This window comes from Mesorhizobium shangrilense (assembly GCF_040537815.1).
In the GTDB taxonomy this organism is placed as follows: domain Bacteria; phylum Pseudomonadota; class Alphaproteobacteria; order Rhizobiales; family Rhizobiaceae; genus Mesorhizobium; species Mesorhizobium shangrilense.
In genome coordinates this window covers 511710-536551 of the sequence record NZ_JBEWSZ010000002.1, presented here as the reverse complement: position 1 = coordinate 536551, position 24842 = coordinate 511710, and the positions used below count along the sequence as shown (strand labels likewise).

Here is a 24842-nt window from a genome sequence, read left to right as displayed (position 1 = left end):
CGCCGTCACCTCTTTCACTCTGCCGACTTTCGCCAGGCCGGCGCCCACCGGTCCAGAACTTCGCCCGCCTGAACTTCGTCTTGACGAAATCACCCACACGGACAACAACGCCCTCATGCTCAATCAGACCAAACCGGATCCCGTTCGGTCGACCTTGCTGGACAAGGCGCAGGCGCAAGGCATCCGCCACGGCTATTTCACCCGCGTTGGCGGCGTCTCCAGCGGCATCTACCAGGGCCTCAATATCGGTGCCGGTTCGAACGACGACCGGGCGCTGGTCGCCGAGAATCGCCGCCGCGTTGCCGCCTGGATGGGTGTGCCCGCCGACTATCTCTTGACCGCCCATCAGGTCCATTCGCCTGACGTCGTCATCGTCCGCGAGCCCTTTGCCGGCGAGCGGCCGAAGGCCGACGCCATCGTCACCGACCGCCCGGGCATCGCCGTCGGCGCTTCCACCGCCGATTGCGGGCCGGTGCTGTTCGCGGACGCGCAGGCGCACATCATCGGTGCGGCGCATGCCGGCTGGAAAGGCGCCTTTACCGGCGTGCTCGAAAACACGATTCATGCCATGGAAGGCCTTGGCGCGCGACGCGAACGCATCGTCGCCGTGCTCGGCCCCTCGATCGGCCCGGAGAACTACGAGGTCGGACCGGAATTCGTCGCCCGCTTCGTCGAGGCCGACGCCGCCAACATCCGCTATTTCACGCCTTCGGCAAAACCCGGCCATGCCATGTTCGACCTCAACCTCTATACGCTCGACCGCCTGAGCAAGGCCGGCGTGACCGCGCAAGGGCTGGGACGCTGCACCTATGCCGAGGAAGACCTGTTCTATTCCTACCGGCGCACCACGCACCGCAACGAACCCGATTACGGGCGGCAGATTTCAGCAATCGTTTTGGAGACGGAATAATGGCGCTGCATTTCGAACGCTCGGAATTTGACGCGCGGCGCGATCGGCTGATGATCGAGATGGCCGAGAAGAAGCTCGACGCCGTGCTGCTGTTCGCGCAGGAAAGCATGTACTGGCTGACCGGCTACGACACGTTCGGCTTCTGCTTCTTCCAGTGCCTGGTGGTGAAGGCCGACGGTTCGATGGTGCTGCTCACCCGCTCGGCCGATCTGCGCCAGGCTCGCCACACCTCGATCATCGACAACATCGTGTTGTGGACCGACCGCAACGGCGCCAATCCGGCGGTGGACCTGCGCAACCTGCTCAATGAACTCGACCTGCTCGGCGCCCGCATCGGCGTCGAGTACGACACGCACGGCCTGACCGCCTACAATGGCCGCCGGCTGGACGAGCAGTTGCAGACCTTCGGCCAGATCGCCGACGCCTCCGGCATCGTCAGCCGGCTGCGCCTGTTCAAGAGCCCCGCCGAAATCGCCAAGGCCGAGAAGGCCGCCAACCTCTCCGACGATGCGCTGGACGCGGCCCTGCCGCTCATCAAGCAGGGCGGTGACGAAGGCCTGATCCTGGCCGCCATGCAAGGCGCGATCTTTGCCGGCGGCGGCGACTATCCGGCCAACGAGTTCATCATCGGCTCCGGCATCGATGCGCTGCTCTGCCGCTACAAGGCGGGCCGCCGCAAGCTCGGCAAGAACGACCAGCTGACGCTCGAATGGGCCGGTGTGTTCAACCATTATCATGCGCCGATGATGCGCACGGTGCTGACCGGCAAGGTCTCGAAGCGCCACCAGGAGCTTTTCGACGCCGCCCGCGCCGCGCTTCTGGCCGTCGAAAAAGCGATGACGCCGGGCAATACGTTTGGCGACGTCTTCGACGCGCACGCCCGCACCATAGAGGCGCATGGGTTGACCAAGCACCGGCTGAACGCCTGCGGCTATTCGGTTGGCGCCCGCTTCACCCCGTCATGGATGGACATGCCGATGTTCTATCAGGGTAATCCCGAGCCGATCGCCCCGAACATGACGCTGTTCGCCCATATGATCATCATGGACTCCGACACCGAGACGGCGATGACGCTGGGTCGCACCTATCTGACCACGGAATCGCAGCCCAAGCCCCTCTCCCGCCATGATCTCGACTTGATCGTACAGTGAATCCATAATGGGGGTGTCCGTCGCCAGGGAGTTTTCAGGCACATGAGGCGATCGCATGTGACGACCGTGTCATTGCTCGTTGCACTGGCGCTCTCCGCTTGCACCAATGCCAAGGATGTCCTCGAACCCTCGGCCATCACCCCGCCCGCGTCATCGTCGACGCAGGCGCTAACCCCGACGCAGGGCAGCACCACGGCGGCGGTTCCCGCGCCGGCAATCTCAACGCCCGCCACGTCCACCCCCGCGCCTGGCACCGCCACGCCGGCCCAGAGCGCCGCCATCCTGTCGAAGACCCGCCTGCAGATCGCGCCGATCGTCGGCGCCTCGGTGGAGGCGGCGACGCCGCTGACGGCCGAACTGCAGACGCGAGCCAGGCAGCGCGGCATCACTCTGGCCGGCAGCCAGGACCAGACCGCCACCCACGTGCTGAAGGGCTATTTCTCGGTGATGTCCGAAGGCAAGGACACCACGGTAATCTACGTCTGGGACGTCTATGACCCGGCGGGCAACCGGCTGCACCGCATCAACGGCCAGCAGAAGGCGCCCTCGGTCAATGGCGCCGACAGCTGGAAGGCGGTTGCGCCAGCGACCATGCAGGCGATTGCCGACCAGACCATCGACCAATTCGCCGCCTGGCTCGGTGGCGGAGCCGGGTGAGGTGTGGCACCGACGCGCCACGACGTGACGTTTTCCCAAGATTAGCCGGCGGATTCCGGATAAGGGCGCTTGCAATACCGGCACGGGCCGCTAAAAGCCCGATCAAATCCTCCACCAGGAACGGTGCATGAAACTCTTCGCGGGCAATTCCAACAGGGTGCTGGCCGAAGCGGTCGCTCGCTATCTCAACATCCCGCTGGGGAAGGCCAGTGTCAGGCGCTTCGCCGATCAGGAGATCTTCGTCGAGATTCAGGAAAACGTGCGCGGCGAGGATGTGTTCATCCTGCAGTCGACCTCTTTCCCGACAAACGATCACCTGATGGAACTGCTCATCATGATCGATGCCTTCATGCGCTCCTCGGCCAAGCGCATCACGGCGGTCATTCCCTATTTCGGCTACGCCAGGCAGGACCGCCGCGCCTCGGGCCGCACGCCGATCTCGGCCAAGCTGGTCGCCAACATGATCACGCGCGCCGGTGTCGACCGCGTGCTGACGCTCGATCTCCATGCCGGCCAGATCCAGGGCTTCTTCGATATCCCGACAGACAATCTGTTCTCCGTGCCGGTCATGGCCCGCGACGTGAAGGCGAAATACAAGCAGCTCGCCAATGTCGTCGTCGTATCGCCCGACATCGGCGGCGTGGTCCGCGCCCGCGCGCTGGCCAAGCGCTTCGACGCGCAGCTAGCCATCGTCGACAAACGCCGCGAACGTCCCGGCGAATCGGAAGTCATGAACATCATCGGCGCCGTCGCCGGCAAGGACTGCCTGCTGATCGACGACATCGTCGATTCGGGCGGCACGCTGTGCAACGCCGCCGATGCGCTGCTGGCCAATGGCGCCACCAGCGTCACCGCCTATATCACCCACGGCGTGCTGTCGGGCGGCGCCGTTGCCCGCATCAACGGCTCGAAGCTTCAGGAACTGGTGATCACCGATTCCATCCAGCCGACCCAGGCCGTGCTCGACTGCCACAACATCCGCGTCATCTCCATCGCCGACCTGATGGGCGAGGCGATCTCGCGCACCGCGACCGAGGAATCGGTGTCGAGCCTGTTCGACTGATACCTTTCCTGTGGAGTAGGCGCTCCTCGCATAAAGCCAGTTCGGTATCGTGTCGAACTGCCGGACAACCGCTTGGTTTGGAGCCCTTTTCAGTGTTCGGAAACGACATTGGTATCGAGGACTGCGACTTTCGCCAATGACGGCTTCGAGATCGATATCCGCGCCAGATTGCGCCGCCAGGCGCGTATAGAACGTCGATGCGGGCTCGCGCCCGCCTCCCTGACCTCATATGACTCAAGCGCACGTTCGACCACGTCGGCGATCGTGCAATTTCCGCGCCGGGCAAGCCTATGGGCCAGATCGTGCGCCTTGGAACTTCGGACGGAAAGTTGTCGTTCGGCCATTTCGATCTCCTTCCACGAACAAAGTCTCTTCGCGATCTGCCATCGAGATGGCAGATCGCGCCTAGGTGCCATGAGGTTTTTGCCGCGCGGATTGCTGGAAGAGGTTCAGCCCCCGCTCAATCCCATCGCATCGCGCTGGTGAAATCGATGAAGGCGCGCAGCGGCGCCGGCAGGTAGCGACGGCCCGGATAATAGAGGAACGGGCCTGAGAAGCGCTCCCACCAGGGCTCCAGCACCGGCTCCAATGCGCCACTGTCGAAATAGGGCCGCAGCCAGTCCTCGAACAGGCTGATGATGCCGCTGCCGGCGATCGCCGCTTCGACGGCAAGGTCGGTCGCGGTGCCGGTGCTGACGATGAGCGGGCCGGTCGGCTCCACCTTCAGCACCTCCCCGTCGCGTACGAATTCCCAGGCCGTCATGGCACGGCTTTTGAAACGGCCAAGCAGGCAGGAATGGGCGAGCAGGTCACGCGGATGATCGGGGCGGCCGCGCCGGTCGAGATAGGCCGGCGACGCGGCGGTGGCGAAGCGTTGATGGCGGGGGCCGATCGGAATGGCGATCATGTCCTGCTCCAGCCGCTCGTCATAGCGGATGCCCGCATCGCAGCCGGCTTCCAGTACATCGACGAAACTGTCATCGGCGATGATCTCGAGGCGGATGTCGGGATAGGCGGCCAGGAAAGGCGGCACGAGGCGAGGCAGCACAAGGCGCGCGGCACTCACCGGCACGTTGAGCCGCAGTGTTCCAGCCGGCCGGTCGCGAAAGCCGTTGACCACATCAAGCGCCGCCTCGACCTCGCCCAGTGCAGGTCCCAGCCGATCGAGCAGGCGCGCGCCGGCTTCGGTTGGTGCGACGCTGCGCGTGGTGCGGTTGAGCAGCCGCACCCCAAGCCTTGCCTCCAGCCGGCTCACCGCTTCGCTGAGGCTGGAGGCGCTGCCGCCGCCGGCCCGCGCCGCATCGCGAAAGCCGCCGGCGTTCGCGACCGCCACGAAAGCGGTGAGATCACCAAGGTCCGCCATTGTTCGCACTCCCGAACAGCTTGTTTCGATTAAGCCATATTATCGTACGGGGCGGAGCGGCCTACATGCAAGCTCGACCCAAGAGGAGACGACCGACCCATGACCAACATCAGCACAGCCGAAACATTCAAACTCGGCGACCGCACCGTGAAACGGCTCGGCTATGGCGCCATGCAGCTCGCCGGCCCCGGCGTGTTCGGGCCGCCGAAGGACCGCGACGCCGCCATCGCCGTGCTGCGCGAAGCCGTGGCCAGCGGCGTCGACCACATCGACACCAGCGACTTCTATGGCCCGCATGTCACCAACCAGATCATCCGCGAGGCTTTGCATCCCTATTCTGACGATCTCGTCATCGTCACCAAGATCAGCGCCCGGCGCGGCGCGGATGGATCCTGGATCCCGGCCATGTCGCCCCAGGAGCTGACGCAAGCCGTTCACGACAATCTGCGCAATCTTGGCCTGGAAAGGCTCGAAGTGGTCAATCTTCGTAGCATGCTCGGCATCCACGGGCCGGTCGAAGGGTCGCTCGAACCGCAGCTCGCCGTGCTGGCCGACCTTCAACGCCAGGGTCTTGTCCGCCATATCGGGCTGAGCAACGTCACATCCACCCAGATCGCCGAGGGCCGCCGCATCTGCGAGATCGTCTGCGTGCAGAACATGTACAATCTCGCTCACCGTGACGACGATGCGCTGGTCGACGAACTCGCCGCGGCAGGGATCGCCTATGTGCCGTTCTTCCCGCTCGGCGGTTTCACGCCGTTGCAGTCGACGACATTGTCCGACGTGGCCGGCAAGCTCGGCGCGACACCGATGCAGGTGGCACTCGCCTGGCTGCTGCAGCGTGCGCCCAACATCCTGCTGATCCCCGGCACATCGTCGGTCGGGCACCTGCGTGAAAACCTCGGGGCGGCCGACCTGAAGCTGTCGGATGAAACGGTCGCCACGCTCGACCAGATCGCGGCCGAAGCCGTGCCTGCCTGATATGGCGTCTCGCAGGGATCAGCGGCTCTTGAGGCCGATCGGGCTTGGCCCCTGCAGCATCGGCACGTCAGCCCTGGCCGACCCGCCCGCGCGCCGCATGTATCCGCGCGGCGACGTGCCCAGCATGCGCTTGAACATGGTGATGAAGGCCGGCACGCTGTCATAGCCGAGATCGAGCGCCACCCTTGTGATCGGCTCGCCATCGGCGAGCCTCGGCAGGGCCGCGAACAGGCAGGCCTGCTGTCGCCATGTCGACAGCGACAGGCCGGTCTGGCGGTGGAAGGCGCGGGTGAAGGAACGCCGGCTCATGCCGGCGGCATCCGCCCACTCATCGATCGTCGCATGCGGGGACGGTGCGGCGACGAAACGCCGGCACAGCGCCGCGAGTTTCGGATCTGACGGGAATGGCAGGCCGAGCGGTCGTTCCGGCAAATTGGGAATCTCATGCAGCAACAGGCTCATGATCAGCCCGCCGCGCCCTTCCAGTTCGCCGCCCTGCGGCAGCTTTTCCGACTCCACGATCAGGCTGTGCATGAGGTCAGTGACGCCGACGACGCGCAAGCTGTCCGGCAACCCGTCAATCGCCTGCGGCATCACATAGACCGAGCGCATCGAGACATCGCCCAGCATTTCGACCGCATGTTCGGTACCGGCCGGGATCCACATGGCATGGTCGGGCGGCACCATCCAGCGCCCGTGCCGCGTCGTCACCAGCACGACGCCGACCAGCGCGTGCAGCAGCTGGCTGCGGCTGTGGCGGTGTTGCGGCACGTGATAGCCATCCGGATACTCCGTCGGCAGCGCCACCGCTGGCCCGGCGACCTGCTCCAACCACTCCCAGCGGCTCTCGTGCAACCGCCGGCGCTCGACATTGCCTGCGTGGGATATTTCCCGTCCGTGCGGCATCGGATATGGCCCACTTGCGAAACTATTGGACCAAACCACGAAAGAAGTAGCTTGGCAACCATCCTATAAGGCGGCGTGCGGGAGAGCCCGCAGTTTGCCCGCGGGCGTGCCCGCCAAAAAGACCACGGAGTCCGTCTTGTCCGATACAACAGCCACCGGCGTCGCACCCGCCACCGCCAGCCACGTGTCAGCCCAGGCGACGGCCTTCACCGTCATCCTGGCGGTGAGCTTTTGCCACGGCATCAACGACATCATGCAGTCGCTACTATCGGCCATCTATCCGCTGCTCAAGGAAAACTACGGTCTCGATTTCTGGCAGATCGGCCTTCTGACCTTCACCTTCCAGGTAACGGCGTCGCTGCTGCAGCCGGTGATCGGCATGGTCACCGACAAGCGGCCCATGCCTTATTCCCTGCCCTACGGCATGGCGGCCTCGCTGGTCGGCTTGGTCGTGCTCGCCTATGCCGGCCACTACTGGCTGCTCTTGATCGGCGCCTCGCTGATCGGCATCGGTTCGGCGATCTTCCATCCGGAATCCTCGCGCATTGCCCGTTTCGCATCCGGCGGCCGCTACGGCCTCGCCCAGTCGCTGTTCCAGGTCGGCGGCAATTTCGGCCAGTCCATGGGGCCGCTGCTGGCGGCCTTCATCGTCGTGCCCTTTGGCCAGGCCAGCATCTCGTGGTTCGCCGTCGGCTCGCTGATCGGCATCATCGTGCTGTGGCAGGTCGGCGGCTGGTACAGCCGGATGCGCGCCGCACAAGCCAACCGCAAGATGGCGAGCTTCGTCTCGCCCTTCCCGCGCCGCAAGGTGATGTGGGCCCTGGCGGTGCTGACCCTGCTGGTGCTGACCAAGAATGCCTACATCGCCAGCCTCGCCAGCTACTACACCTTCTATTCCATCCATAAGTTCAGCGTTTCTGTGCAGATGTCGCAGGTCATGCTGTTCCTGTTCCTCGGCGCCTCGGCGCTCGGCATCCTGCTCGGCGGGCCGTTCGGCGACCGCTATGGGCAGAAGGCGATGATCTGGTTCTCGATCGTCGGCGTGCTGCCCTTCACGCTGGCCCTACCCTACGCCAACCTCGAATGGACGATGGTGCTGACGGTGCTGATCGGCCTGATTCTCTCATCGGCCTTCTCCAACATCGTCGTCTTCGCGCAGGAACTGGTGCCGGGACGTGTTGGCATGATCGCAGGCATCTTCTTCGGCTTCGCTTTCGGCATGGGCGGTATCGCCGCCGCCGTGCTCGGCGTCGTCGCCGACATGAAGGGCATCGATTTCGTCTTTCAGGTCTGCTCGTATCTGCCGCTGCTCGGCCTGCTGACAGTGTTCCTGCCGAACATGCGGGAAGCAAGAAAGCTCGAAGCCGCGACCCGCTAGGCCGCATTCGTTGCCATGAAAAAGCACCCGTCGGGTTGACCGGCGGATGCTTTTTTCTGACCGTTCCTAAAAGACTTTACGCCTTGAAGAAAGCCAACAGATCGGCGTTTATAACCTCGGCATGGGTCGTGGCCATGCCATGCGGGTAGCCCTTGTAGACCTTGAGCTCGCCCTTCTTGAGCAGCTTGATCGTCAGGAGCGCCGAATCCGCGATCGGGACGATCTGGTCGTCATCGCCATGCATGACCAGCACTGGCACGTCGATTGTCTTCAGGTCCTCGGTGAAGTCGGTTTCCGAAAAAGCCTTGATGCAGTCATAGTGCGCCTTGGTGCCGCCCATCATGCCCTGACGCCACCAATTGTCGATGACGCCCTGCGAGACCTCGGCGCCCGGACGATTGAACCCGTAGAACGGACCGGCCGGAACGTCGCGGAAGAACTGGGCGCGGTTGGCCGCCTGGGCGGTGCGGAAGCCGTCGAACACCTCGATCGGCAGGCCGCCTGGGTTGGCTGATGTCTTGAGCATGATCGGCGGCACCGCGCCAATCAGCACCGCCTTGGAAACACGGCCACCGGCGCCATACCGGGCGACATAGCGCGCGACTTCGCCACCGCCGGTCGAATGGCCGACATGGATGGCGTTCTTGAGGTCGAGATGTTCGGCAAGCGCGGCGACGTCCGCCGCGTAGGTGTCCATCTCATTGCCGATGTCGGTCTGGGTCGAACGGCCATGGCCGCGGCGATCATGGGCGATGACCCGGTAACCCTTGGAAAGGAAGAACAGCATCTGGGCGTCCCAGTCGTCGCTGCTCAGCGGCCAGCCGTGATGGAAGACGATCGGCTGACCGGTCCCCCAATCCTTGTAATAGATTTGCGTTCCATCCTTGGTGGTGATCGTGCCGCTGCCCGAGCCGGCTTTGGATTGCGAAGCTTGGTTCATGTCGGTGTCCCTTTGTTGGTATCGCGATAATTGATATCGCGATACCAACATCGGTAAGCCATCTGGCCGCACCTGTCCACAGAAATATATATCGCGATATCATTTATCGTAGTATGAAGACGCTTCATCTTGAGAAGGAATGCCCTGGTGCCTCTGCCGCTGGACAACCAAATCTGCTTCACGCTCTACGCCACGAGCATGGCGATCAATCGCACCTACAAGCCCATGCTGGACGAGATGGGGATCACCTATCCGCAATATTTGGTACTCAACGCGCTGGGAGAAGCGGATGGCATGTCGGTCGGCATGATCGCACGGCGGCTCGCCCTGGAATCGAGCACGGTCACGCCGCTGGTCAAGCGGCTTGAACAGGCTGGACTGGCGACCCGCCAGCGCAGCCAGACCGACGAGCGCCAGGTGCAGGTCGATCTGACCGCCGCGGGCCGCAAGCTGCTCGTCCAGTGCAATTGCCTGAACGAGACCCTGATCGAGCGTTCAGGCATGACGCTGGCCCAGCTTGATGCCTTGAACAGGCAGGTTCAGGCACTGCGCGATGCGTTGAGCGGCGGTCAGGAATAGCTGGCGTCCCGCGCTTCTGCTGGCACTCGGCGTCGTCGGCGTTCCCGCCAACATGGAGGCGGGGAGAAGCATCCGATGACGGCCAGATAGCTCTAACCCAAAAGCGATATCGCGACCGGCCGCGCCGCCGGCGTCATGCGGACTTGCGGACGGTAAATGGCCGTTTGTGGATGGCCCGGTGCGCCTGGAAACTCTCGGCGGGAGCGGGACGGCCGACACGAAAACCCTGGACGTTGTCTATGCCGAACTCGCGCATAAGGGCCATCTGCTCGTCGGTCTCCACCCCTTCGACCAGGATTTTATGGCCACGATTTCGGACCAGGGCAATAATGTCCTGGAGCATCGCCTTGCCGTTCGGGGTGGCGCAGTCGTGAAGAAACGAGCGATCGATCTTCACCGTATCGAAATCGATGAGACGAAGCCACGAAAGGCCGGCGAAGCCGGTGCCAAAGTCATCAAGCCATATCTTGATCCCCAGCAACTTCAGGTCGCTGATGCAGCGAAGAATGTCCGAGTGCATCTCCATCTCCAGCCCTTCGGTGATTTCGAAGGCCAGCCTGTTGCCGGTTACGCCTGTCTCGCCCAGGATGGTCGCGACGGACGCCGCGAAGCCAGGCGTCTTGAGCTGGATCGGAGAGACGTTGACACTGACGAGACGGACGTGGTCCCCAGCCAGGAGTTCGGTACACACTGTCCTTATTGCCCAGCGCCCGAGTTCCAGGATCGCGCCGGTTCGTTCCGCGACAGGAATGAACAGGCTCGGTGGAACCAATGTGCCGTCCAGCATTTTGAGGCGCATCAGGGCCTCCACGGCCTCAAACCGGCCCGACGCGACATTCTGGATGGGCTGATAGACGAGCGAAACGAGATCCTGGCCGATCGCGATCTTCAGCAGAGCCGCAAGGTTTTCACTCTCGTCGCTGCTCTGGGGATCGGTCGGATCGAACAGCCGGGCACAATTTCGGCCGCTGGCTTTTGCCAGATAGAGCGCTCGATCAGCCTCGTGGATGATCTTCTCCAGCTTGGCACCAGCCTGCGCCCTGGTGAACGCGGCGCCAACGCTCGCCGTCACAATCGAGATACCGTCCCGCCGCAACTCGTGGGTAAGCGCCAGGTTCTCCACCGTGCGGCAAATGGCTTCCGCCAGATCCGCGACCTGGTCTTTCTTGTCCATGCGCGCCAGGACAATGAACTCTTCACCGCCATAGCGCCCGATCGAGCCATCATGTTGCTTGATCAGATCGCTAAGGGCATTGGCGACATGGATCAGGCAACGGTCGCCCTCCTGATGGCCGTAACAGTCGTTGAACTTCTTGAAGAAGTCCACGTCGATGAGGATCGCGGCAAAGCTGCTGCCATGCTTTTGCCAGTCACTCCAATAATCCCGCAGCTTCTCGTCGATCGCCCGCCGGTTCTCCAGGCCTGTAAGCGGATCGGTCCGCGACAGTCTTAGCAAAGCCTTGCCGCGTTCGGTCGCCTCCCTGTGCTGGATTTTGGCCTCCAGGGCGTTCAAAAAGACGTTGTAGCGTTCCTTGTTCAGCTTCCAGTTTACGTATGATGTGAACGTGAAACATGAAATATAAAAGGATCCAAATACCATTTTATACGTCAGAGTAGCAGGCACAAGGTAATTCACTACATAAAGTATACACAATATAACCGTAGACGTTATGATAGATACCTTGAAGCTGAACGTGAAGAAAAGATTGGCGCTCATCATGAAAATGGTGCCGAAGACCATATAGTAGGCGACGGTTTCCCTGTCGGCCCCCATGGACGTTGGGTACAACCAACCAATGTAGCCGAAGATGATGGCGGCGGCGCAAGTCATATCAAGCCATTCCGTGGCGGCTCCCCGGCGAAGCTGTACTTCCAGGGTCAACAGCGCGGTCAGTCCGACCGCGAAACGCGCCGTGATCGTATAGGCCGCCACATCTGGAATCAGCAGCAGATCGGTTGCCGAAAACAACAGATAGATCACAACGGCGATCCAAAGCCCTGGCCTTGCGTCCGCTCTTCGCTTCGCCTGCGCTTCTCTCCGGTAAAGAATACGCAGCTCGTCCGACCCCGGCTCGTGGCGCGGTTCGTACGATTCCACATGCGCCATGTCGACCAAGCTGGATGACAGGCGGTCGTTCACGACAAACCCCGAGCGAAGGGGATTTTGCGTTCCGAGCTCTTTTCCAGCTTCTGCGCCCACGCGGGCCGACTCCTTGGGACGCGACAACGATTCTCCACGCCAGCAAAATGCAATGGCGCAAGACAAGTTTGCGTTAACTGGAACCGGGATTCCGAACTGCAAGATATTCAAAGAACTGAGATGGTTAGCGGGAAATTAATCATACCGCTAAAATGCTTCCGAGCCGCCGTTGGCAAATCGAGCATTCTACGCAATAAGTTAAGTGAGTATTAACCATGGAGTGATGCTGTGCAAACCGTCTTTGATGGCAAGAGCCTGATTACCGCCGAGATGATCGCCAGCAGCCTCCATCGAGGAAAGCCCGAGCATCACGGCGAAGCGTTCGAAACCGCTCGCGCGGAGCTTGCGCTCATACTCCACACATCACACCAGCAGGTCGAACAACAAAAGGACCCCGCCGAGACCGTTCGTCGCCTGCTGTCGTCCCTCAACGCGCTGCGTTCCAAGGTCCACCCCGACGTTTGGCAAGCCTTGATACCGGTGGCGCAGAACCACCCGCTCCTGGAATACTTTCTCCAGGATCCGCTCACGCATTGGTCCTTCACCAAGCCCAGGGGTTATTCCGGCGACGCGCAGTTGCTGGACTACATCTACTGTGATCCGCACGTGGCCGAGAGCGTGGCAAGCGCCTCGGAGGTCGGCAAGGCGCTCTATAGCCATACCCAGAACGTACCATCGTGCGTCGCGGCACGGGAACGGCGCGATCTATTGACCCGCTATGTCGATGAGATCGCGGCCAAGAACGGACCGGAGACCGAGGTCCTGGCGATCGCGGCCGGTCATTTGCGGGAGGCCAATCGCTCGGCCGCGCTGGCGGAGGGCCGTCTCAAGCGCTGGGTCGCGCTCGACCAGGATCCTCAGAGCGTTGGATTGATCGCGCGCGACTTCCAGGGCACCGCGGTCGAGGCCATCGACGGCTCGGTCAGAACCGTGCTGGCAAGAGGCCACAAGATGGGCAAGTTTGACTTCATCTACGCCTCCGGCCTTTACGACTACCTCCAGCACAACGTCGCCGTAAAACTCACCAAGACCTGCCTGCAGATGCTGAAGCCGAACGGGACATTCCTTTTCGCGAACTACGCGGAGGGCAATCCTGACGCCGGCTACCGTGAGACGTTCATGCACTGGGTGTTGCTGCTGCGCACGGAGGTCGACATGTGGAACATCATCAATGCCAGCGTCGACCGTAACACCGTCGAAGCGCAGGTGTTCTTCGGCGAGAACCGCAACGTGCTCTACGCCGTCATCGAAAAGCGCGGATAGCTGGAAGCAGGGCCGGCGATCAGAACCTGAGTTCAGGCTGACGCCGGCACAGCTTGATGCGTTGAGCTGCAACCAATAGCGAGCTGCGTGCACCTTGGCCTTGAGGACGTCGCTACAGGCCTAGAGCGGCCTTGAAATTGGCAAGTTCCGCGTCGGTGATGGGGACGACGTGCCGCGGTTCGGGATAGGCGCCCGTTTGCACGTCGGATATGAACTCGCGATAGGCGGCGACACGCTCGCGCTGCAGCCGCTCATACTCGGCGGCAAAGTTGCGGTAGGTCTTGGCATGGCGCGGCCTATGGCCCGTGGTGTGGCCGAGCACGTCCTCGCTGAAAAGATACTGCGCGTCGGCATGGGGGCCGGCGCCCATGCCGAGCATGATCATGGGCGTGCCCCGGGTGATCAGCTCGGCGATACGATCGGGCACAACCTCCAGCTCCGCGCCAAAACAGCCAATGGTCTCCAGGCGCTTCACGTGATCCCAGACCGCACGCGCGCTCTCGGCTGTCCTGCCGACGGCTTTGAACCCGCCGGTCCAGGTGCATTGCGAGGGGATCAGGCCGACATGGGCGACTATCGGCACGGCGTTGTCGCAAAGCGTCTTCTGGATATCGAGCGAGGCGGCACAGTAGAAGCAGTCGCCGCCGATCCGCATGTAGTGGTAGGCGGTTCTCAGATAGTCCTCGGCGGTAACCAGATCACCGGCGGGGCCGTAGGGCAGCCCGACCTGCACGAAGCAACGGCCGGCTGCCTCGCGCATCTCGGGCGAGAAAAAGCGGCCCTCGATCGAGAGCATGTCGACGCCAGCCGCGTCCGCCGCCGCTGCCTCTTCGAGAGAGGTGACGTAAAGCATGGAGATCTTCTGTCCGCGGCCCTTCATGGCCCGGATGTCGGCGACGGTGGGGCGGATGCTCTTGGTGACCATTTTCGTTCCTCAGAGGGTGAAAGCGTCGCGGAAGGCTTGCAGTGCCGCCTCGGGATCGCCGGAGGCAAACGCTTCCATGCCCACCGGCCCCCGGTAGCCCATGTCCTTCAGTGCGCGGGCGATGCCGCGATAATTGATCTCGCCGGTCCCAGGCTCCATTCGTCCCGGCACATCCGCCACCTGCACCTCGCCGATCCATGGCAGGCAGGCGCGGCACAGTTCGATCAGGTTCCCTTCCCCGATCTGCGCATGGTAGAGGTCGAGATTGAGGCGCAGGCCCGGCCGGTTCACGCTTGATACCAGCGCAAGCGTATCCTCAGCGCGCCCGAACGGCACGCCGGGATGGTCGACCGGCAGGTTCAAATTTTCCAGTGTGAATGTCACGCCCTCGGCCTCGGCAAGGTCCGCGATGCGGTTCAGCGTGTCTCGCGCCTTGAGCCACATCGCGCCGGTGACTGTCTCGCAGGGCGTGACGGGCAGGCCGCCATCGCCCAGCCCGGTGCCGTGCAGATTAAGCCGTGCGACACCGAGACGCTTGCCGACCGCTGCCGTCTCCTTCGCCGTCTTCAGCAGTTCGGCCGCACCCTCGTCATCTGAAAGCCGGCCGCGCAGATAGCCGTTCATGATCGAGAAGGTCGCGCCGGATTTCTCGAGCATTGCGAGATCATGCTCGGGCCAGTTCCAGAGGCCGACCTGGAAGCCCAATTCGGTGAGGCGCTTGACACGCCATTCCATCGGCCGTTCCAGCCACAGCATTTCGGCGCAGGCGGCCAGGGTGAAAGTGTCCATGTCAGACCTCGATGTAAACGCGGCCGTTCTCGACCTTGGTTTTGTAGGTTTTCAGGTTCACGCAGACCGGTGCGCGCAGCGCTTCGCCCGTCCGGTAATCGAACACACCGTTATGCTTCGGGCATTCGATCTTGTATTCCATGACCAGCCCGTCGCTCAGATGCACTTTTTCATGCGTGCACAAACCGTCGGTACAGAAGAACTGGTCGTCGGGACTCCGGTAGATGGCAAATGTCCGGCCCTCGTGATCAAAGCGGATGAGGTCCTCTTCCTCGATGTCATCCGTCGCGCACGCATTAATCCACTTTGCCATTGTCACCCCTGGTTATCGGTTGGTCGAAAAGGCGGCCGGCGGGACAAGCGCCGCGCCGGCCGCTCGGGAAGATGCTCTGTGGAGGGTGGGCGCCTTCGCAAGGTCTACGCATGCTGGTCATGCGTTGCCGTGAAGCTCTCGATCTCGGCTTCGAGTTCAGCCATCTGCTCACCGCCAGCCATCAGGTCGGTGATCGCCTCGCGGCTTTTCTCGCCCTTGCGGAAATCCGCCGCCTTGGCGCCCCTGATGAGGACGGCGAAGTGGTCGCCGACGGTGAGCGCATGGACGACATTGTGGGTGATGAAGATGACCGCGATGCCCTTGCGGCGCGCCTGCAAGACGATGCGCAATACGTGCGCCGCCTCCTTGACGCCGAGTGCCGCGGTCGGCTCGTCGAGGATCAGCACGCTGGCGCCGAAATGGACGGCCCGCGCAATGGCCAGCGCCTGGCGCTCGCCTCCGGACAGCCCACCGACGAGGCGATCGCCATCATCGATGCGGGTGATGCCGAGCTGACGCATCTCGGTCACGGCGATCTCATTGGCCCGTTTGCGATCGTAGATGGTCAGCGGCCCCCAGCGCCGTGTCGGCTCCGCGCCGACGAAGAAGGACCGGCCGATGCTCATCAGCGGGAACGTCCCGCCGAACTGGTGGACGGTCGCGATGCCGTGGTCGCTGGCATCGCGGGGGCTGTCGAATGCGACGGCCTTGCCGTCCATTTCCATTGTGCCCGATGTCGGCTTGTGGACGCCGGAAAGGATCCTGATCAGCGTCGATTTTCCCGCGCCGTTGTCGCCGAGCAGGCACAGCACCTCGCCCCTGTTCACTTCGAGCGAAATGTCGTGGAGCACGTCGATCGGACCGAACGACTTGTTGATTCCGGTCAGCCTGAGCAGCGGCGTTGTCATCAGCGTGCCCTCGATTTGGTGCGTGGCGCGTAAGTCAACGCCATGCTGCGGAAGGTGTTGTTCATCAGCACGGCCGCCAGCAGCAGGACGCCGATGATCAGGCTTGCCCAGTTGGCGTCGAAGCCGGTGTAGAAGATGCCCTGGTTGACGATTGAGAAGGTCAGCGTGCCCAAGACGATGCCGACCACCGAGCCGTAGCCGCCGGTGAGCAGCACACCGCCAATGACCACCGCGATGATCGAGTTGAAGATGAACGACTGCCCGGCGGCCACCTGGGCGCTGTTGTAGAGGATTGCCTGCGACATGCCGACGAAGGCCGCGCACAGCCCGCTGCTCATGAACAGCGCGATGGTGACCCGGTCCGTCGGGATGCCGGCATTGCGGGCGCTGACCGCGTCGCCGCCCATGGCCAGGATCCAGTTGCCGAAGCGCGAGAAATTCAGGATGAAGCCGACGATCAGGATAGCGGCGATCCACCAGAACAGCGTCACCTGGAACTTGCCGCCAAGGTAGTCGCCAAACAACAGCTTGGCGGTCGGCCCGCCCTTCAGCGCGACACTGGTGCTACCGGACAGGATGACCGACAGGCCGAGCGTCAGACCGGCCAGCGCGAACAGCGTCGCCAGGGTGACGACGAAGGATGGCACCTTGGTGCGGATCACCAGGACGCCGTTGATGAAGCCGACGGCCAAGCCAAGCCCAAGCGATGCAAGGATGCCGACGATGATCGGCAGGTCGTAATGGCCCGAGATGATGGCAATGGTCATCGAGCTGGCGGGGATCATCGACCCGACGGAGAGATCGAGATGCCCGGCGATCATCAAAAGCCCGACCGGGAGCGCGATGATGCCGAGCTCCGAGGCGACATTGAGCCAGCTGGCGGCGCCGCCGGCCGACAGGAAATTGGCGCCGCCAAAGATCGAGAAGAAGATCAGGACGGCGATCATGCCGATCAGCGAGCCGACTTCTGGGCGACGCACGAGGCTACCGATCGAGGGCATCGAAGAGCGCGGAACGAATGGCGCAGCCGCCGCCACGGCAGGTTGGTGATGGGCTTGGGATATCATCGAAGTGTCCCTGGCGTTAGTGGTTTGGTTGCCGCCCTTTGGGGCGTCGGCACGTTGGCTCCTCCTTCTCCCCTTGCGGGAGAAGATGTCGCCGAAGGCGACGGACGCGGGGTGCTCCAGCTTGGCATCGACGATGTTCTGTCCAGCACCCCTCTACCGTCTCGGCGCTACGCGCCGATCCACCTTCTCCCACAAGGGAGAAGGTAAGGCGGAGCCTATCGGGCGCCGGCCACGGCGCCGGCCATCGTCGCATCCACATTGGCGGCGTCGACGATCCCTGGTCCGGTCAGCACCGGTTTGGTCGGCAGGTCGAGCCCGTAATTGACGAGGCCGTTCAGCAGCGACACCGCGAGATAGCCTTGCAGGTAGGGCTGCTGGTCGACCGCGAACAGCTGGGTGCCAGCCTTGATGCGCTGCAGGCCGGTTTCATCCATGTCGAACGACGCAAGCTTTACCTTGTCGCCGACGCTGGCTTGGCTGATGGCGTTGGCGGCACTGTTGGCGTCGCCGGCGCTGATGGTGATGACGCCGTCGATGGTGTTGTCCTTCAGCACGGCCGCCTTGATCGCCTCGGCGACGGCGGTCGGATTGCCGAAACTGGAGGACGGCAGCGGCAACTGGCTTGACTTGCCACCGCTCTTGGCGATGGCGTCGGCGATGCCCTTGCAGCGGTCTTCCGTGTTGGTGGCGCCCGGCAAGGTATTGACGCAAAGCACGTTCTTGGAGCCATGGCTGCCATAATACTCGCCGCCGCCGAGACCAGCCTTGTATTCTTCGTTGCCGACATAATTCATGGCGCCGAGCCGCTTGGCTGCGTCCATGCCGCCGGAATTGTAGATGATGAGCGGCACGCCTGCGGCAACGACGTCCTTGAAGGCATCGTCCATGGCCTCGGGTACCCAGTCCGGTCCGACGATGGCGTCGGGATGCTGGCTCAATGCGGTCCGGATAAGCTTGGCCGCGTCCGGGCCGAGGTTGTCGTAGTTCTGCGGACCGAGCCAGGTCACCGAGCCGCCCGTTGCCTTCGCAACCAGGCCTGCGTCATCGGCGCCCTTCTTGACCTTCGACCAGAACGGGTCGTCCGCCTTGCCGCCGATAACGAAGATCTTCGCGCCCTTGGACTGGGCCATGACCGCTGTGGCTGATGTCGCCACCAAGGCCGCCGTCATCATTGCCGTCAACAGTTTCGCTGTACGCTTCATGTCATCTCCTCCCGATTGCCGTCGTCAGACGGATTTATAAAAACAGTGAATTCATCCGAAGGCGCGCACCTCTCCCGTTACGCGTCGTGTCACGTGATCAATGGTTCGCCGCGACCTTGGCGTTCATGCGCTCCCTCTTTTTCTGGAACCGGGCGTCCATCATGGCGTCGCCCTCCCTGGTGCCGTCGTGCCAGGTGCCGAACCACCGATCGAGCGGGATCAGCCCATCGCCGCCATAGTTCACCTCGAAATATTTGTGGTGCAGGTAGTGTGCGTAGGCGTGGCTCTCGACCGCTGTGTCCTCGGTCACCTCCAGCTTTTCAAAGCCGAGATGGCCGTTGACCGCACCAAAGCCGGCGATATGCAGCTGGAACAGCGCGATGATGGGATTGGACGGGATGACAAGGTGCCAGAAGGCGACCGCGTGATAGAGGAACCCTTCCACCGGATGCATCGACAGCGATGACCAAGGCGACGGGTTGATCGAATTGTGGTGGACCGAATGGATCCAGCGATAGAGCGGCCCCCAGTGGATCAGCCGGTGGATGAAGAAGAAGTGCACCTCGTGGATAGCCGGCGCGATCAGCACCAGTGCTGCGAGGTAGACCGGGTGATCCGACCCGCTGAGCCACGGCACGTAGCCATTGGCAAAACACCACAGGAAGATGACTTCGACCACCGTCCACAGCGGGATTGTGATGAAGAACGAGCGCAGGAAGTTGTCGAGGTTCTGGCTCTGGAACCAGAACACATCGGAGGGCGCGTCGCCGGGGAATTTGTGGTTGTACTTGAACCGCGTCGCCTGGGCGCGCCTGATGTAATAGCGCAGCTCGAAGATGCCGTAGAAGACCAGGATCGCGGCTGCGTTGACGGCATAGAGCCATAGCGCCCAGCCCCAGCTGATCGTCTTCATCGTCTCGACGCTGGGGACGATATAGAACCAATAGAGGAGCGCGGTGGCCATGTGGAAGGCATTCCATGGCCAGATATAGCCGGGCAGCCATGCCAGGATCTTCGGCAGCCTGGGTGGCCAGTTCCACAACGGCGCCCCCTCGATGCGCCCGTTCGGCTTCCAGTCGCCGCGCTTGTCGCGCACGCCGTATTTGAGATCGTCCATGCAGATCCTCCACCCGCCATGCCTGGGATGGCCCGCACGCGCACGCTGCCTCGCACCGCCTGAGGGCGGTGGGCGAGAACCTTGGCTGCGCTGTGCTGCTGCTATCCCTGGGCCGGCGTGCTTCCGCCTTGCTTGCTTTCCCTGAGATAAACATCTTGATCCAAAATGAATCAAGAATAGAATAATTGTTCCAAAACGATTGTGTCATTCATATCAATCTGGCAGAGAAAATGATATCTTTGTATCAATTGCGATAGGTTGGTGAGACGAAATGGATCAGAACAAGCGGCCAACGATCAGGGATGTCGCTGCCGAGGCGAATGTTTCGGTGGCCACCGTCAACCGCGTGCTGAGCGGCGCGGGTGCCGTCCGCCAAGGCACGCGCGAGCGCGTCAGGCTGGCGGCGGAGCAGATCGGCTTTTACGGCATGGGCGCGCTGCGCAGCCGCGTGGCCGCCGCCCGGCCGCGTTACAGGTTCGGCTTCCTGCTGCACCAGCCCGGCCGCGCCTTTTACCGCAACATCGCCGAAGCGTTGCGTTTGGCCGTCGAGACAATTCCCGACTGCGAAATAGAGCTGAGAACGGAATTCCTTGACGATCTGTCGCCGCAGAACGTCGCGTCACGCATACTGGCATTGGGTTCCGAATGCGACGCCGTGGGCGTCGTTGCCGCGGTTCACCCTCTTGTCGCCCAGGCGATCGATACGCTGCAGGCCCGCAACGTGCCGGTCTTTGCGCTGATCTCGCCGATATCGGCGACGGAGCAGGTTCGCTACATCGGGCTCGACGGCTGGAAGGTCGGGCGCACCGCGGCCTGGGTGTTCGAGCACGTCTGCAAGGCACCCGGCAAGCTGGGCATCCTCGTCGGCAATCACCGCTACCGCTGCCAGGAGATGAACGAGAGCGGGTTTCGCTCCTATTTCCGCGAGCACGCTCCGGGCTTCACGCTGCTTGAGCCGCTGCCGACCTTCGAGTCCAGTGCCATCGCACAGGAGATGACCGAGAGGCTCCTGAACGAAAATCCGGACCTCAGCGGCCTTTTTGTCGCCGGCGGCGGCATCACCGGCGCCATTGCGGCCCTGCGATCCACAGGCCGGGCCGGCAGCCTCGTCGTCGTCGGCTATGAGTTGATGGACACGACCCGCTCGGCGCTGCTCGACGGCACGCTGACCTTCGTCATCTCGCACCCCCTCGCCCGCATCGCGCAGGACGCGCTGGCCGGCATGGTCCGCGCCGTTTCCGCGCCGAATGAAGCGAGCAACTTCACCACCATCCTGCCGTTCGAGATTTACACCCGCGAGAACATCTAATACTGCCCTGCCTTGGCTGACTTGCACCCTTTCCCACCTTCCGCTATAGAGCCGCCACCCGCGTAGACACCCTTGGAGGCAACGCGGCGGAAGGCTGCCTTCCCTTGTGATCCCCGAACAAAGGTCCGCTTCAAGCGGGTGGCCTGATTTCGGACATCCAGGCCTGGCGGCTTTCGACGTTTACGGTCAAGCACATCGCCGCCGTAGGCGCTCCAGAACAAACCGAAAGGAAATGCCATGAGCCACGACACTTACGAGCTCAAGGCCGAAGCACGCGAACAGGTCGGTAAGGGGTCCGCCCGTGCAGTTCGCCGCAACGGTAAAGTGCCTGCAGTAATCTATGGCGACAAGCAGCCTCCCCTGGCTATCTCGCTCAACTACAAGGACGTCTACTACAAGATCCATGGCGGTGGGTTCCTGACCACGGTCGCCACGATCGATGTCGAGGGCAAGAAGATCCAGGTCCTGCCGAAGGACTTCCAGCTCGACCCGGTCAAGGACTTCCCGCTCCACGTGGATTTCCTGCGCATCGGCAAGGACACCGAAGTCAACGTTGACGTGCCCGTGCACTTCATCAACGAAGACAAGTCGCCCGGCATCAAGCGCGGCGGCGTGCTCAACATCGTGCGTCACGAAGTCGAGTTCCACTGCCCGGCCAATGCGATCCCGGAATTCATCACCGTCGATCTCACCGGCGCCAACATCGGCGATTCGATCCACATCTCGGCGGTCAAGCTGCCGGCCGGCGTCAAGCCGGTGATCTCCGACCGCGACTTCACCATCGCGACCATTGCCGGCTCGTCGGCGATGAAGCCGGAGACGGAAGAGACGGTTGAGGCCGCTGCTCCCGAAGCGGCTCCGGCCGCCGAAGAGAAGTAATCCCCTTCCGCCCGGAGCTGACGATGCTGCTGTTTGCAGGACTCGGCAATCCGGGCGCGAAGTATGCCAACAACCGGCACAATGTCGGCTTCATGGCGGCGGACGCAATCGCCCGCCGCCATTCCTTTTCGCCCTGGTCGAAGAAGTTCCAGGGCCTGATTTCAGAAGGCGCGCTTGGCGGCGAAAAGATCGTCCTGATCAAGCCGCAGACCTTCATGAACCTTTCGGGACAATCGGTCGGCGAAGCACTGCGCTTCTACAAGCTCGAATCCTCCGCGCTCACCGTCTTCTACGACGAGATCGACCTCGCCGAGGGCAAGGTCCGCATCAAGACCGGCGGCGGCGCCGGCGGCCACAACGGCATCCGCTCGATCGACGGCCATATCGGCAACACCTATCGCCGCGTGCGCATCGGCGTCGGCCACCCCGGCGTCAAGGAAATGGTCCAGCATCATGTGCTCGGCGACTTCTCCAAATATGACCGCGAATGGCTCGAGCCGCTGCTCGACGCCATCGGCGACAATGCCGGCATGATCGCCAAGGGCGACGAATCCGGCTTCATGAACAAACTCAGCCTCGCTGTTCGTGGCAACGCCGAGCCCGAGCCGGAAAAGCCGGCGCAGAAACAGACACCCAAGCAACAGAGCCACGTCCGCCAGGCGCGCCCGCAGCAGCCGGTGGCCAAATTGCCGGAATCCGGCCCGATGGCCGCCATGCTGAAGAAGCTGTTCGGCAAGGACTGAGGTGGCCGGCGGCGGCAAGCGAGGCCGGCATGACGGATGACGTTTCGGATCTGGCCAGGCAAGCGGGGCGACTTGGCCTGGCTGGCGATTTCGATGCTGCCCAAGCGCTGATCGACCAGGCCTCGCACCTTGCCGGCGAAGATCCCGCCGGGCGTGCGGCATGCGTCATCGAGCGCGGTCGACTGTATAATTCCGCTGGACAGCGGGACATGGCGCGGCCGCTGTTTCATGAGGCATGGCGGTTGGCACGAGAGGCACGCGCGAACGCCCTTGCTGTCGATGCAGCCCACATGATCGCCATCTCCGGAACGCTCGATGATGCCATCGAATGGACCGCCACCGCCCTCGCCTATGTCGGCGAGCATCCGGAGGCCGAAGCCTGGCGGGCACCTCTGCTGCATAATCTTGGCTGGATCTGTTTCGACGCCGGCCGATTTGAGGACGCCCTGCGGCTTTTCAGGCAGGCAGCCGACGTGCGGCGCCAGCAAAGCCAGAAACTGGAGTTGCGCATCGCATTCTATGCTGTGGTCAGGACATTGCGCGCGCTCGGCCACTTTGAAGAAGCCCGGCTCCTGGCCGAGGAGATTGCCGATGCCGCGGAAGCCGAAGGCGATCAGGCGCCCTATATGCGCGAGGAACTGGCCGAATGCCATGCCCGGCTTGGCGACATGGATCGCGCACGCTTGAGCGCCCGGCGCGCACTCGCCATTCTGGAGAAGGACACCGTCTTTGTCGCCCGGGAGCCTCGCCGGCTCGCCAGATTGCGAGAACTGGCAGGCTGAGCATCGGCCATCGGCTTAGCCTCGGCACGAAGCCGCCTGACCCGGTAGGGGCTTGACGATCATTGGCCCGATCCCCCATAGCCCTGATCAAATTTCGATTTCCCGATAGGACCGGACAAAAATGGGTTTCAAATGCGGCATCGTTGGCTTGCCCAACGTCGGCAAGTCGACGCTTTTCAACGCGTTGACCAGGACGGCGGCGGCGCAGGCCGCCAACTATCCGTTCTGCACCATCGAACCGAACACCGGCGAGGTGGCGGTACCCGACCCGCGCCTGCAGAAGATCGCCGCGACCGCCAAGTCGAAGGAGATCATCCCGACCCGCATCTCCTTCGTCGACATCGCCGGCCTGGTGCGCGGCGCCTCGAAAGGCGAAGGCCTTGGCAACCAGTTCCTCGCCAACATCCGCGAGGTCGATGCCATCGTGCATGTGCTGCGCTGCTTCGAGGATGACGACATCACCCATGTCGAGGGCCGCATCGACCCCGTCGCTGACGCCGAGACGGTTGAGACCGAACTGATGCTCGCCGATCTCGACAGCATTGAGCGCCGCATCGTGCAGATCCGCAAGCGCGCCGGTAGCAAGGACAAGGAAGCGACCACCGTGCTGCCGATGATGGAGGCCGCACTCGAGTTGCTGCAGGCCGGCAAGCCGACCCGCGTCCTGCTCAAGGGTATTTCGGCCGAGGACCTCCGCATCCTGCAGGGCCTGAACCTGTTGACCTCGCATCCCGTACTGTATGTCTGCAACGTCGCCGAGGCCGATGCCGCGGCTGGCAATGAGCACACCAAGGCCGTGGAAAAGATGGCCGCCGCGCAAGGCGCCAGCGTCGTGGTGATCTCGGCCGCGATCGAGGCCGAAGTCGCTCAGCTTTCAGACGAGGAGGAGATGGAATTCCTGTCCTCGCTCGGCCTCGACGAACCCGGCCTCAACAAGGTCATCCGCGCCGGCTACGAGCTTCTCCACCTGATCACCTATTTCACCGCCGGGCCGAAGGAAACGCGCGCCTGGACCATCCACAAGGGCGACAAGGCACCGCAGGCCGCTGGCGTCATCCACACCGACTTCGAACGCGGCTTCATCCGCGCCCAGACGATCTCCTACAACGACTTCATCACGCTGGGCGGCGAAGTAGCGGCCAAGGAAGCCGGCAAGGCGCGCGATGAAGGCAAGGAATATGTCGTCCAGGACGGTGACGTCCTGCTGTTCAAGTTCAACACGTGATGGGTAATGGTCGCGCCATGGAGGTGTGGTGCATTGGCGGGGCAATCGGTTCTGGTGAATTGCCTATTCTGGCGCCGCCCCTCATTGTCCTGCCGGACATTTCTCCCCGTATAGGGACGGGGAGAAAGTAGCTGGCCGCAACCTTGGCTCCCTTACTACTACGCTGAAAATTGGCAAAACCATCGATGACAG

25 protein-coding genes are annotated in these 24842 nt (G+C 62.8%); 13 read left to right on the top strand and 12 right to left on the bottom strand.

Annotated features, from left to right (window positions below; genetic code table 11):
• The first annotated feature begins 115 nt into the window (after positions 1 to 115).
• The 4 genes from pgeF (at position 116) to ABVQ20_RS27200 (ending at position 3781) form a co-directional block, all read left to right on the top strand.
• Complete coding sequence (pgeF, locus tag ABVQ20_RS27215) at positions 116 to 910, top strand: peptidoglycan editing factor PgeF (RefSeq protein WP_354462745.1); 795 nt, start codon at positions 116 to 118, stop codon at positions 908 to 910.
• Entirely contained in the window at positions 910 to 2061 is a 1152-nt protein-coding gene (locus ABVQ20_RS27210; RefSeq protein ID WP_354462744.1) for a M24 family metallopeptidase, read from the top strand. The genes pgeF and ABVQ20_RS27210 overlap by 1 nt, the downstream gene beginning before the upstream one ends.
• Before the next feature lie 42 nt (positions 2062 to 2103).
• Positions 2104 to 2718 (top strand): hypothetical protein, encoded by a 615-nt coding sequence (locus ABVQ20_RS27205; protein WP_354462743.1) that lies wholly within the window; start codon positions 2104 to 2106, stop codon positions 2716 to 2718.
• Positions 2719 to 2845: 127 nt separating this feature from the next.
• Complete coding sequence (locus tag ABVQ20_RS27200) at positions 2846 to 3781, top strand: ribose-phosphate pyrophosphokinase (protein ID WP_354462742.1); 936 nt, start codon at positions 2846 to 2848, stop codon at positions 3779 to 3781.
• A gap of 89 nt (positions 3782 to 3870) precedes the next feature.
• Here the strand turns inward: ABVQ20_RS27200 and ABVQ20_RS27195 are convergent, their stop codons facing one another.
• Together ABVQ20_RS27195 and ABVQ20_RS27190 are read right to left on the bottom strand one after the other, a co-directional pair.
• Complete coding sequence (locus tag ABVQ20_RS27195; RefSeq protein ID WP_354462741.1) at positions 3871 to 4125, bottom strand: type II toxin-antitoxin system VapB family antitoxin; 255 nt, start codon at positions 4123 to 4125, stop codon at positions 3871 to 3873.
• A gap of 116 nt (positions 4126 to 4241) precedes the next feature.
• Complete coding sequence (locus ABVQ20_RS27190; protein ID WP_354462740.1) at positions 4242 to 5144, bottom strand: LysR family transcriptional regulator; 903 nt, start codon at positions 5142 to 5144, stop codon at positions 4242 to 4244.
• 99 nt (positions 5145 to 5243) lie between these two features.
• Here ABVQ20_RS27190 and ABVQ20_RS27185 point away from each other — a divergent pair, with 99 nt between their 5' ends.
• A complete protein-coding gene (locus ABVQ20_RS27185) occupies positions 5244 to 6125 on the top strand; it encodes an aldo/keto reductase family oxidoreductase (RefSeq protein WP_354462739.1) in 882 nt (293 codons plus the stop codon).
• An 18-nt stretch (positions 6126 to 6143) separates the two neighbouring features.
• Here ABVQ20_RS27185 and ABVQ20_RS27180 read toward each other — a convergent pair whose 3' ends face one another.
• Complete coding sequence (locus ABVQ20_RS27180; RefSeq protein ID WP_354462738.1) at positions 6144 to 7031, bottom strand: AraC family transcriptional regulator; 888 nt, start codon at positions 7029 to 7031, stop codon at positions 6144 to 6146.
• Positions 7032 to 7167: 136 nt separating this feature from the next.
• Here ABVQ20_RS27180 and ABVQ20_RS27175 point away from each other — a divergent pair, with 136 nt between their 5' ends.
• Positions 7168 to 8409, top strand: a complete 1242-nt coding sequence (locus ABVQ20_RS27175; RefSeq protein WP_354462737.1) for an MFS transporter — start codon at positions 7168 to 7170, stop codon at positions 8407 to 8409.
• A 76-nt stretch (positions 8410 to 8485) separates the two neighbouring features.
• Here the strand turns inward: ABVQ20_RS27175 and ABVQ20_RS27170 are convergent, their stop codons facing one another.
• Complete coding sequence (locus ABVQ20_RS27170; protein ID WP_354462736.1) at positions 8486 to 9349, bottom strand: alpha/beta fold hydrolase; 864 nt, start codon at positions 9347 to 9349, stop codon at positions 8486 to 8488.
• A gap of 147 nt (positions 9350 to 9496) precedes the next feature.
• On the opposite strand from ABVQ20_RS27170, the gene ABVQ20_RS27165 reads away from it, so the two are divergent.
• On the top strand, positions 9497 to 9928 hold the full coding sequence (locus ABVQ20_RS27165) for a MarR family winged helix-turn-helix transcriptional regulator (protein WP_354462735.1): 432 nt from the start codon (positions 9497 to 9499) through the stop codon (positions 9926 to 9928).
• A gap of 133 nt (positions 9929 to 10061) precedes the next feature.
• Here the strand turns inward: ABVQ20_RS27165 and ABVQ20_RS27160 are convergent, their stop codons facing one another.
• Entirely contained in the window at positions 10062 to 12035 is a 1974-nt protein-coding gene (locus ABVQ20_RS27160; RefSeq protein WP_354463149.1) for a putative bifunctional diguanylate cyclase/phosphodiesterase, read from the bottom strand.
• Positions 12036 to 12356: 321 nt separating this feature from the next.
• Between ABVQ20_RS27160 and ABVQ20_RS27155 the strand changes: the two genes are divergently transcribed.
• Complete coding sequence (locus ABVQ20_RS27155; protein WP_354462734.1) at positions 12357 to 13391, top strand: class I SAM-dependent methyltransferase; 1035 nt, start codon at positions 12357 to 12359, stop codon at positions 13389 to 13391.
• A 112-nt stretch (positions 13392 to 13503) separates the two neighbouring features.
• Here the strand turns inward: ABVQ20_RS27155 and ABVQ20_RS27150 are convergent, their stop codons facing one another.
• From ABVQ20_RS27150 to ABVQ20_RS27120, 7 genes are all read right to left on the bottom strand, one after another.
• A complete protein-coding gene (locus ABVQ20_RS27150) occupies positions 13504 to 14316 on the bottom strand; it encodes a 3-methyl-2-oxobutanoate hydroxymethyltransferase (protein ID WP_354462733.1) in 813 nt (270 codons plus the stop codon).
• A 9-nt stretch (positions 14317 to 14325) separates the two neighbouring features.
• Complete coding sequence (locus ABVQ20_RS27145) at positions 14326 to 15105, bottom strand: TIM barrel protein (protein ID WP_354462732.1); 780 nt, start codon at positions 15103 to 15105, stop codon at positions 14326 to 14328.
• Position 15106: 1 nt separating this feature from the next.
• Positions 15107 to 15418, bottom strand: coding sequence for a MocE family 2Fe-2S type ferredoxin (locus ABVQ20_RS27140; RefSeq protein WP_354462731.1), 312 nt, complete (start codon positions 15416 to 15418; stop codon positions 15107 to 15109).
• A gap of 104 nt (positions 15419 to 15522) precedes the next feature.
• Positions 15523 to 16326, bottom strand: a complete 804-nt coding sequence (locus tag ABVQ20_RS27135) for an ATP-binding cassette domain-containing protein (protein WP_354462730.1) — start codon at positions 16324 to 16326, stop codon at positions 15523 to 15525.
• The gene (locus tag ABVQ20_RS27130; protein ID WP_354463148.1) at positions 16326 to 17327 is read right to left on the bottom strand and encodes an ABC transporter permease; all 1002 of its coding nucleotides are present in this window, start codon (positions 17325 to 17327) and stop codon (positions 16326 to 16328) included. Before ABVQ20_RS27130 ends, ABVQ20_RS27135 begins: the two co-directional genes overlap by 1 nt.
• 281 nt (positions 17328 to 17608) lie before the next feature.
• The gene (locus ABVQ20_RS27125) at positions 17609 to 18595 is read right to left on the bottom strand and encodes a sugar ABC transporter substrate-binding protein (RefSeq protein WP_354462729.1); all 987 of its coding nucleotides are present in this window, start codon (positions 18593 to 18595) and stop codon (positions 17609 to 17611) included.
• A gap of 97 nt (positions 18596 to 18692) precedes the next feature.
• Complete coding sequence (locus ABVQ20_RS27120) at positions 18693 to 19712, bottom strand: sterol desaturase family protein (RefSeq protein ID WP_354462728.1); 1020 nt, start codon at positions 19710 to 19712, stop codon at positions 18693 to 18695.
• A 271-nt stretch (positions 19713 to 19983) separates the two neighbouring features.
• On the opposite strand from ABVQ20_RS27120, the gene ABVQ20_RS27115 reads away from it, so the two are divergent.
• The 5 genes from ABVQ20_RS27115 to ychF all read left to right on the top strand — a co-directional run bounded on the left by ABVQ20_RS27115 (position 19984) and on the right by ychF (position 24650).
• Positions 19984 to 21021: a LacI family DNA-binding transcriptional regulator gene (locus ABVQ20_RS27115; protein ID WP_354462727.1), complete on the top strand. Its 1038-nt coding sequence runs from the start codon at positions 19984 to 19986 to the stop codon at positions 21019 to 21021.
• Between the two features lie 237 nt (positions 21022 to 21258).
• Positions 21259 to 21900: a 50S ribosomal protein L25/general stress protein Ctc gene (locus tag ABVQ20_RS27110; protein ID WP_354462726.1), complete on the top strand. Its 642-nt coding sequence runs from the start codon at positions 21259 to 21261 to the stop codon at positions 21898 to 21900.
• A 23-nt stretch (positions 21901 to 21923) separates the two neighbouring features.
• Positions 21924 to 22643 carry an aminoacyl-tRNA hydrolase gene (pth, locus tag ABVQ20_RS27105; protein ID WP_354462725.1) on the top strand — a complete coding sequence of 240 codons (720 nt, stop codon included), beginning with the start codon at positions 21924 to 21926 and terminating at the stop codon, positions 22641 to 22643.
• 29 nt (positions 22644 to 22672) lie between these two features.
• The gene (locus ABVQ20_RS27100; protein ID WP_354462724.1) at positions 22673 to 23425 is read left to right on the top strand and encodes a tetratricopeptide repeat protein; all 753 of its coding nucleotides are present in this window, start codon (positions 22673 to 22675) and stop codon (positions 23423 to 23425) included.
• A 121-nt stretch (positions 23426 to 23546) separates the two neighbouring features.
• Positions 23547 to 24650 carry a redox-regulated ATPase YchF gene (gene ychF, locus ABVQ20_RS27095; protein ID WP_354462723.1) on the top strand — a complete coding sequence of 368 codons (1104 nt, stop codon included), beginning with the start codon at positions 23547 to 23549 and terminating at the stop codon, positions 24648 to 24650.
• Positions 24651 to 24842 lie beyond the last annotated feature (192 nt).

Excerpts from the sequence above, each read along its gene's own strand:
- pgeF (WP_354462745.1), top strand. The coding sequence starts at position 116 with ATGCTCAATCAGACCAAACCGGATCCCGTTCGGTCGACCTTGCTGGAC.
- ABVQ20_RS27210 (WP_354462744.1), top strand. The coding sequence starts at position 910 with ATGGCGCTGCATTTCGAACGCTCGGAATTTGACGCGCGGCGCGATCGG.
- ABVQ20_RS27205 (WP_354462743.1), top strand. The coding sequence starts at position 2,104 with ATGAGGCGATCGCATGTGACGACCGTGTCATTGCTCGTTGCACTGGCG.
- ABVQ20_RS27200 (WP_354462742.1), top strand. The coding sequence starts at position 2,846 with ATGAAACTCTTCGCGGGCAATTCCAACAGGGTGCTGGCCGAAGCGGTC.
- ABVQ20_RS27195 (WP_354462741.1), bottom strand. The coding sequence starts at position 4,125 with ATGGCCGAACGACAACTTTCCGTCCGAAGTTCCAAGGCGCACGATCTG.
- ABVQ20_RS27190 (WP_354462740.1), bottom strand. The coding sequence starts at position 5,144 with ATGGCGGACCTTGGTGATCTCACCGCTTTCGTGGCGGTCGCGAACGCC.
- ABVQ20_RS27185 (WP_354462739.1), top strand. The coding sequence starts at position 5,244 with ATGACCAACATCAGCACAGCCGAAACATTCAAACTCGGCGACCGCACC.
- ABVQ20_RS27180 (WP_354462738.1), bottom strand. The coding sequence starts at position 7,031 with ATGCCGCACGGACGGGAAATATCCCACGCAGGCAATGTCGAGCGCCGG.
- ABVQ20_RS27170 (WP_354462736.1), bottom strand. The coding sequence starts at position 9,349 with ATGAACCAAGCTTCGCAATCCAAAGCCGGCTCGGGCAGCGGCACGATC.
- ABVQ20_RS27160 (WP_354463149.1), bottom strand. The coding sequence starts at position 12,035 with ATGGCGCATGTGGAATCGTACGAACCGCGCCACGAGCCGGGGTCGGAC.
- ABVQ20_RS27150 (WP_354462733.1), bottom strand. The coding sequence starts at position 14,316 with ATGGTCACCAAGAGCATCCGCCCCACCGTCGCCGACATCCGGGCCATG.
- ABVQ20_RS27145 (WP_354462732.1), bottom strand. The coding sequence starts at position 15,105 with ATGGACACTTTCACCCTGGCCGCCTGCGCCGAAATGCTGTGGCTGGAA.
- ABVQ20_RS27140 (WP_354462731.1), bottom strand. The coding sequence starts at position 15,418 with ATGGCAAAGTGGATTAATGCGTGCGCGACGGATGACATCGAGGAAGAG.
- ABVQ20_RS27135 (WP_354462730.1), bottom strand. The coding sequence starts at position 16,326 with ATGACAACGCCGCTGCTCAGGCTGACCGGAATCAACAAGTCGTTCGGT.
- ABVQ20_RS27130 (WP_354463148.1), bottom strand. The coding sequence starts at position 17,327 with ATGCCCTCGATCGGTAGCCTCGTGCGTCGCCCAGAAGTCGGCTCGCTG.
- ABVQ20_RS27125 (WP_354462729.1), bottom strand. The coding sequence starts at position 18,595 with ATGAAGCGTACAGCGAAACTGTTGACGGCAATGATGACGGCGGCCTTG.
- ABVQ20_RS27120 (WP_354462728.1), bottom strand. The coding sequence starts at position 19,712 with ATGGACGATCTCAAATACGGCGTGCGCGACAAGCGCGGCGACTGGAAG.
- ABVQ20_RS27115 (WP_354462727.1), top strand. The coding sequence starts at position 19,984 with ATGGATCAGAACAAGCGGCCAACGATCAGGGATGTCGCTGCCGAGGCG.
- ABVQ20_RS27110 (WP_354462726.1), top strand. The coding sequence starts at position 21,259 with ATGAGCCACGACACTTACGAGCTCAAGGCCGAAGCACGCGAACAGGTC.
- pth (WP_354462725.1), top strand. The coding sequence starts at position 21,924 with ATGCTGCTGTTTGCAGGACTCGGCAATCCGGGCGCGAAGTATGCCAAC.
- ABVQ20_RS27100 (WP_354462724.1), top strand. The coding sequence starts at position 22,673 with ATGACGGATGACGTTTCGGATCTGGCCAGGCAAGCGGGGCGACTTGGC.
- ychF (WP_354462723.1), top strand. The coding sequence starts at position 23,547 with ATGGGTTTCAAATGCGGCATCGTTGGCTTGCCCAACGTCGGCAAGTCG.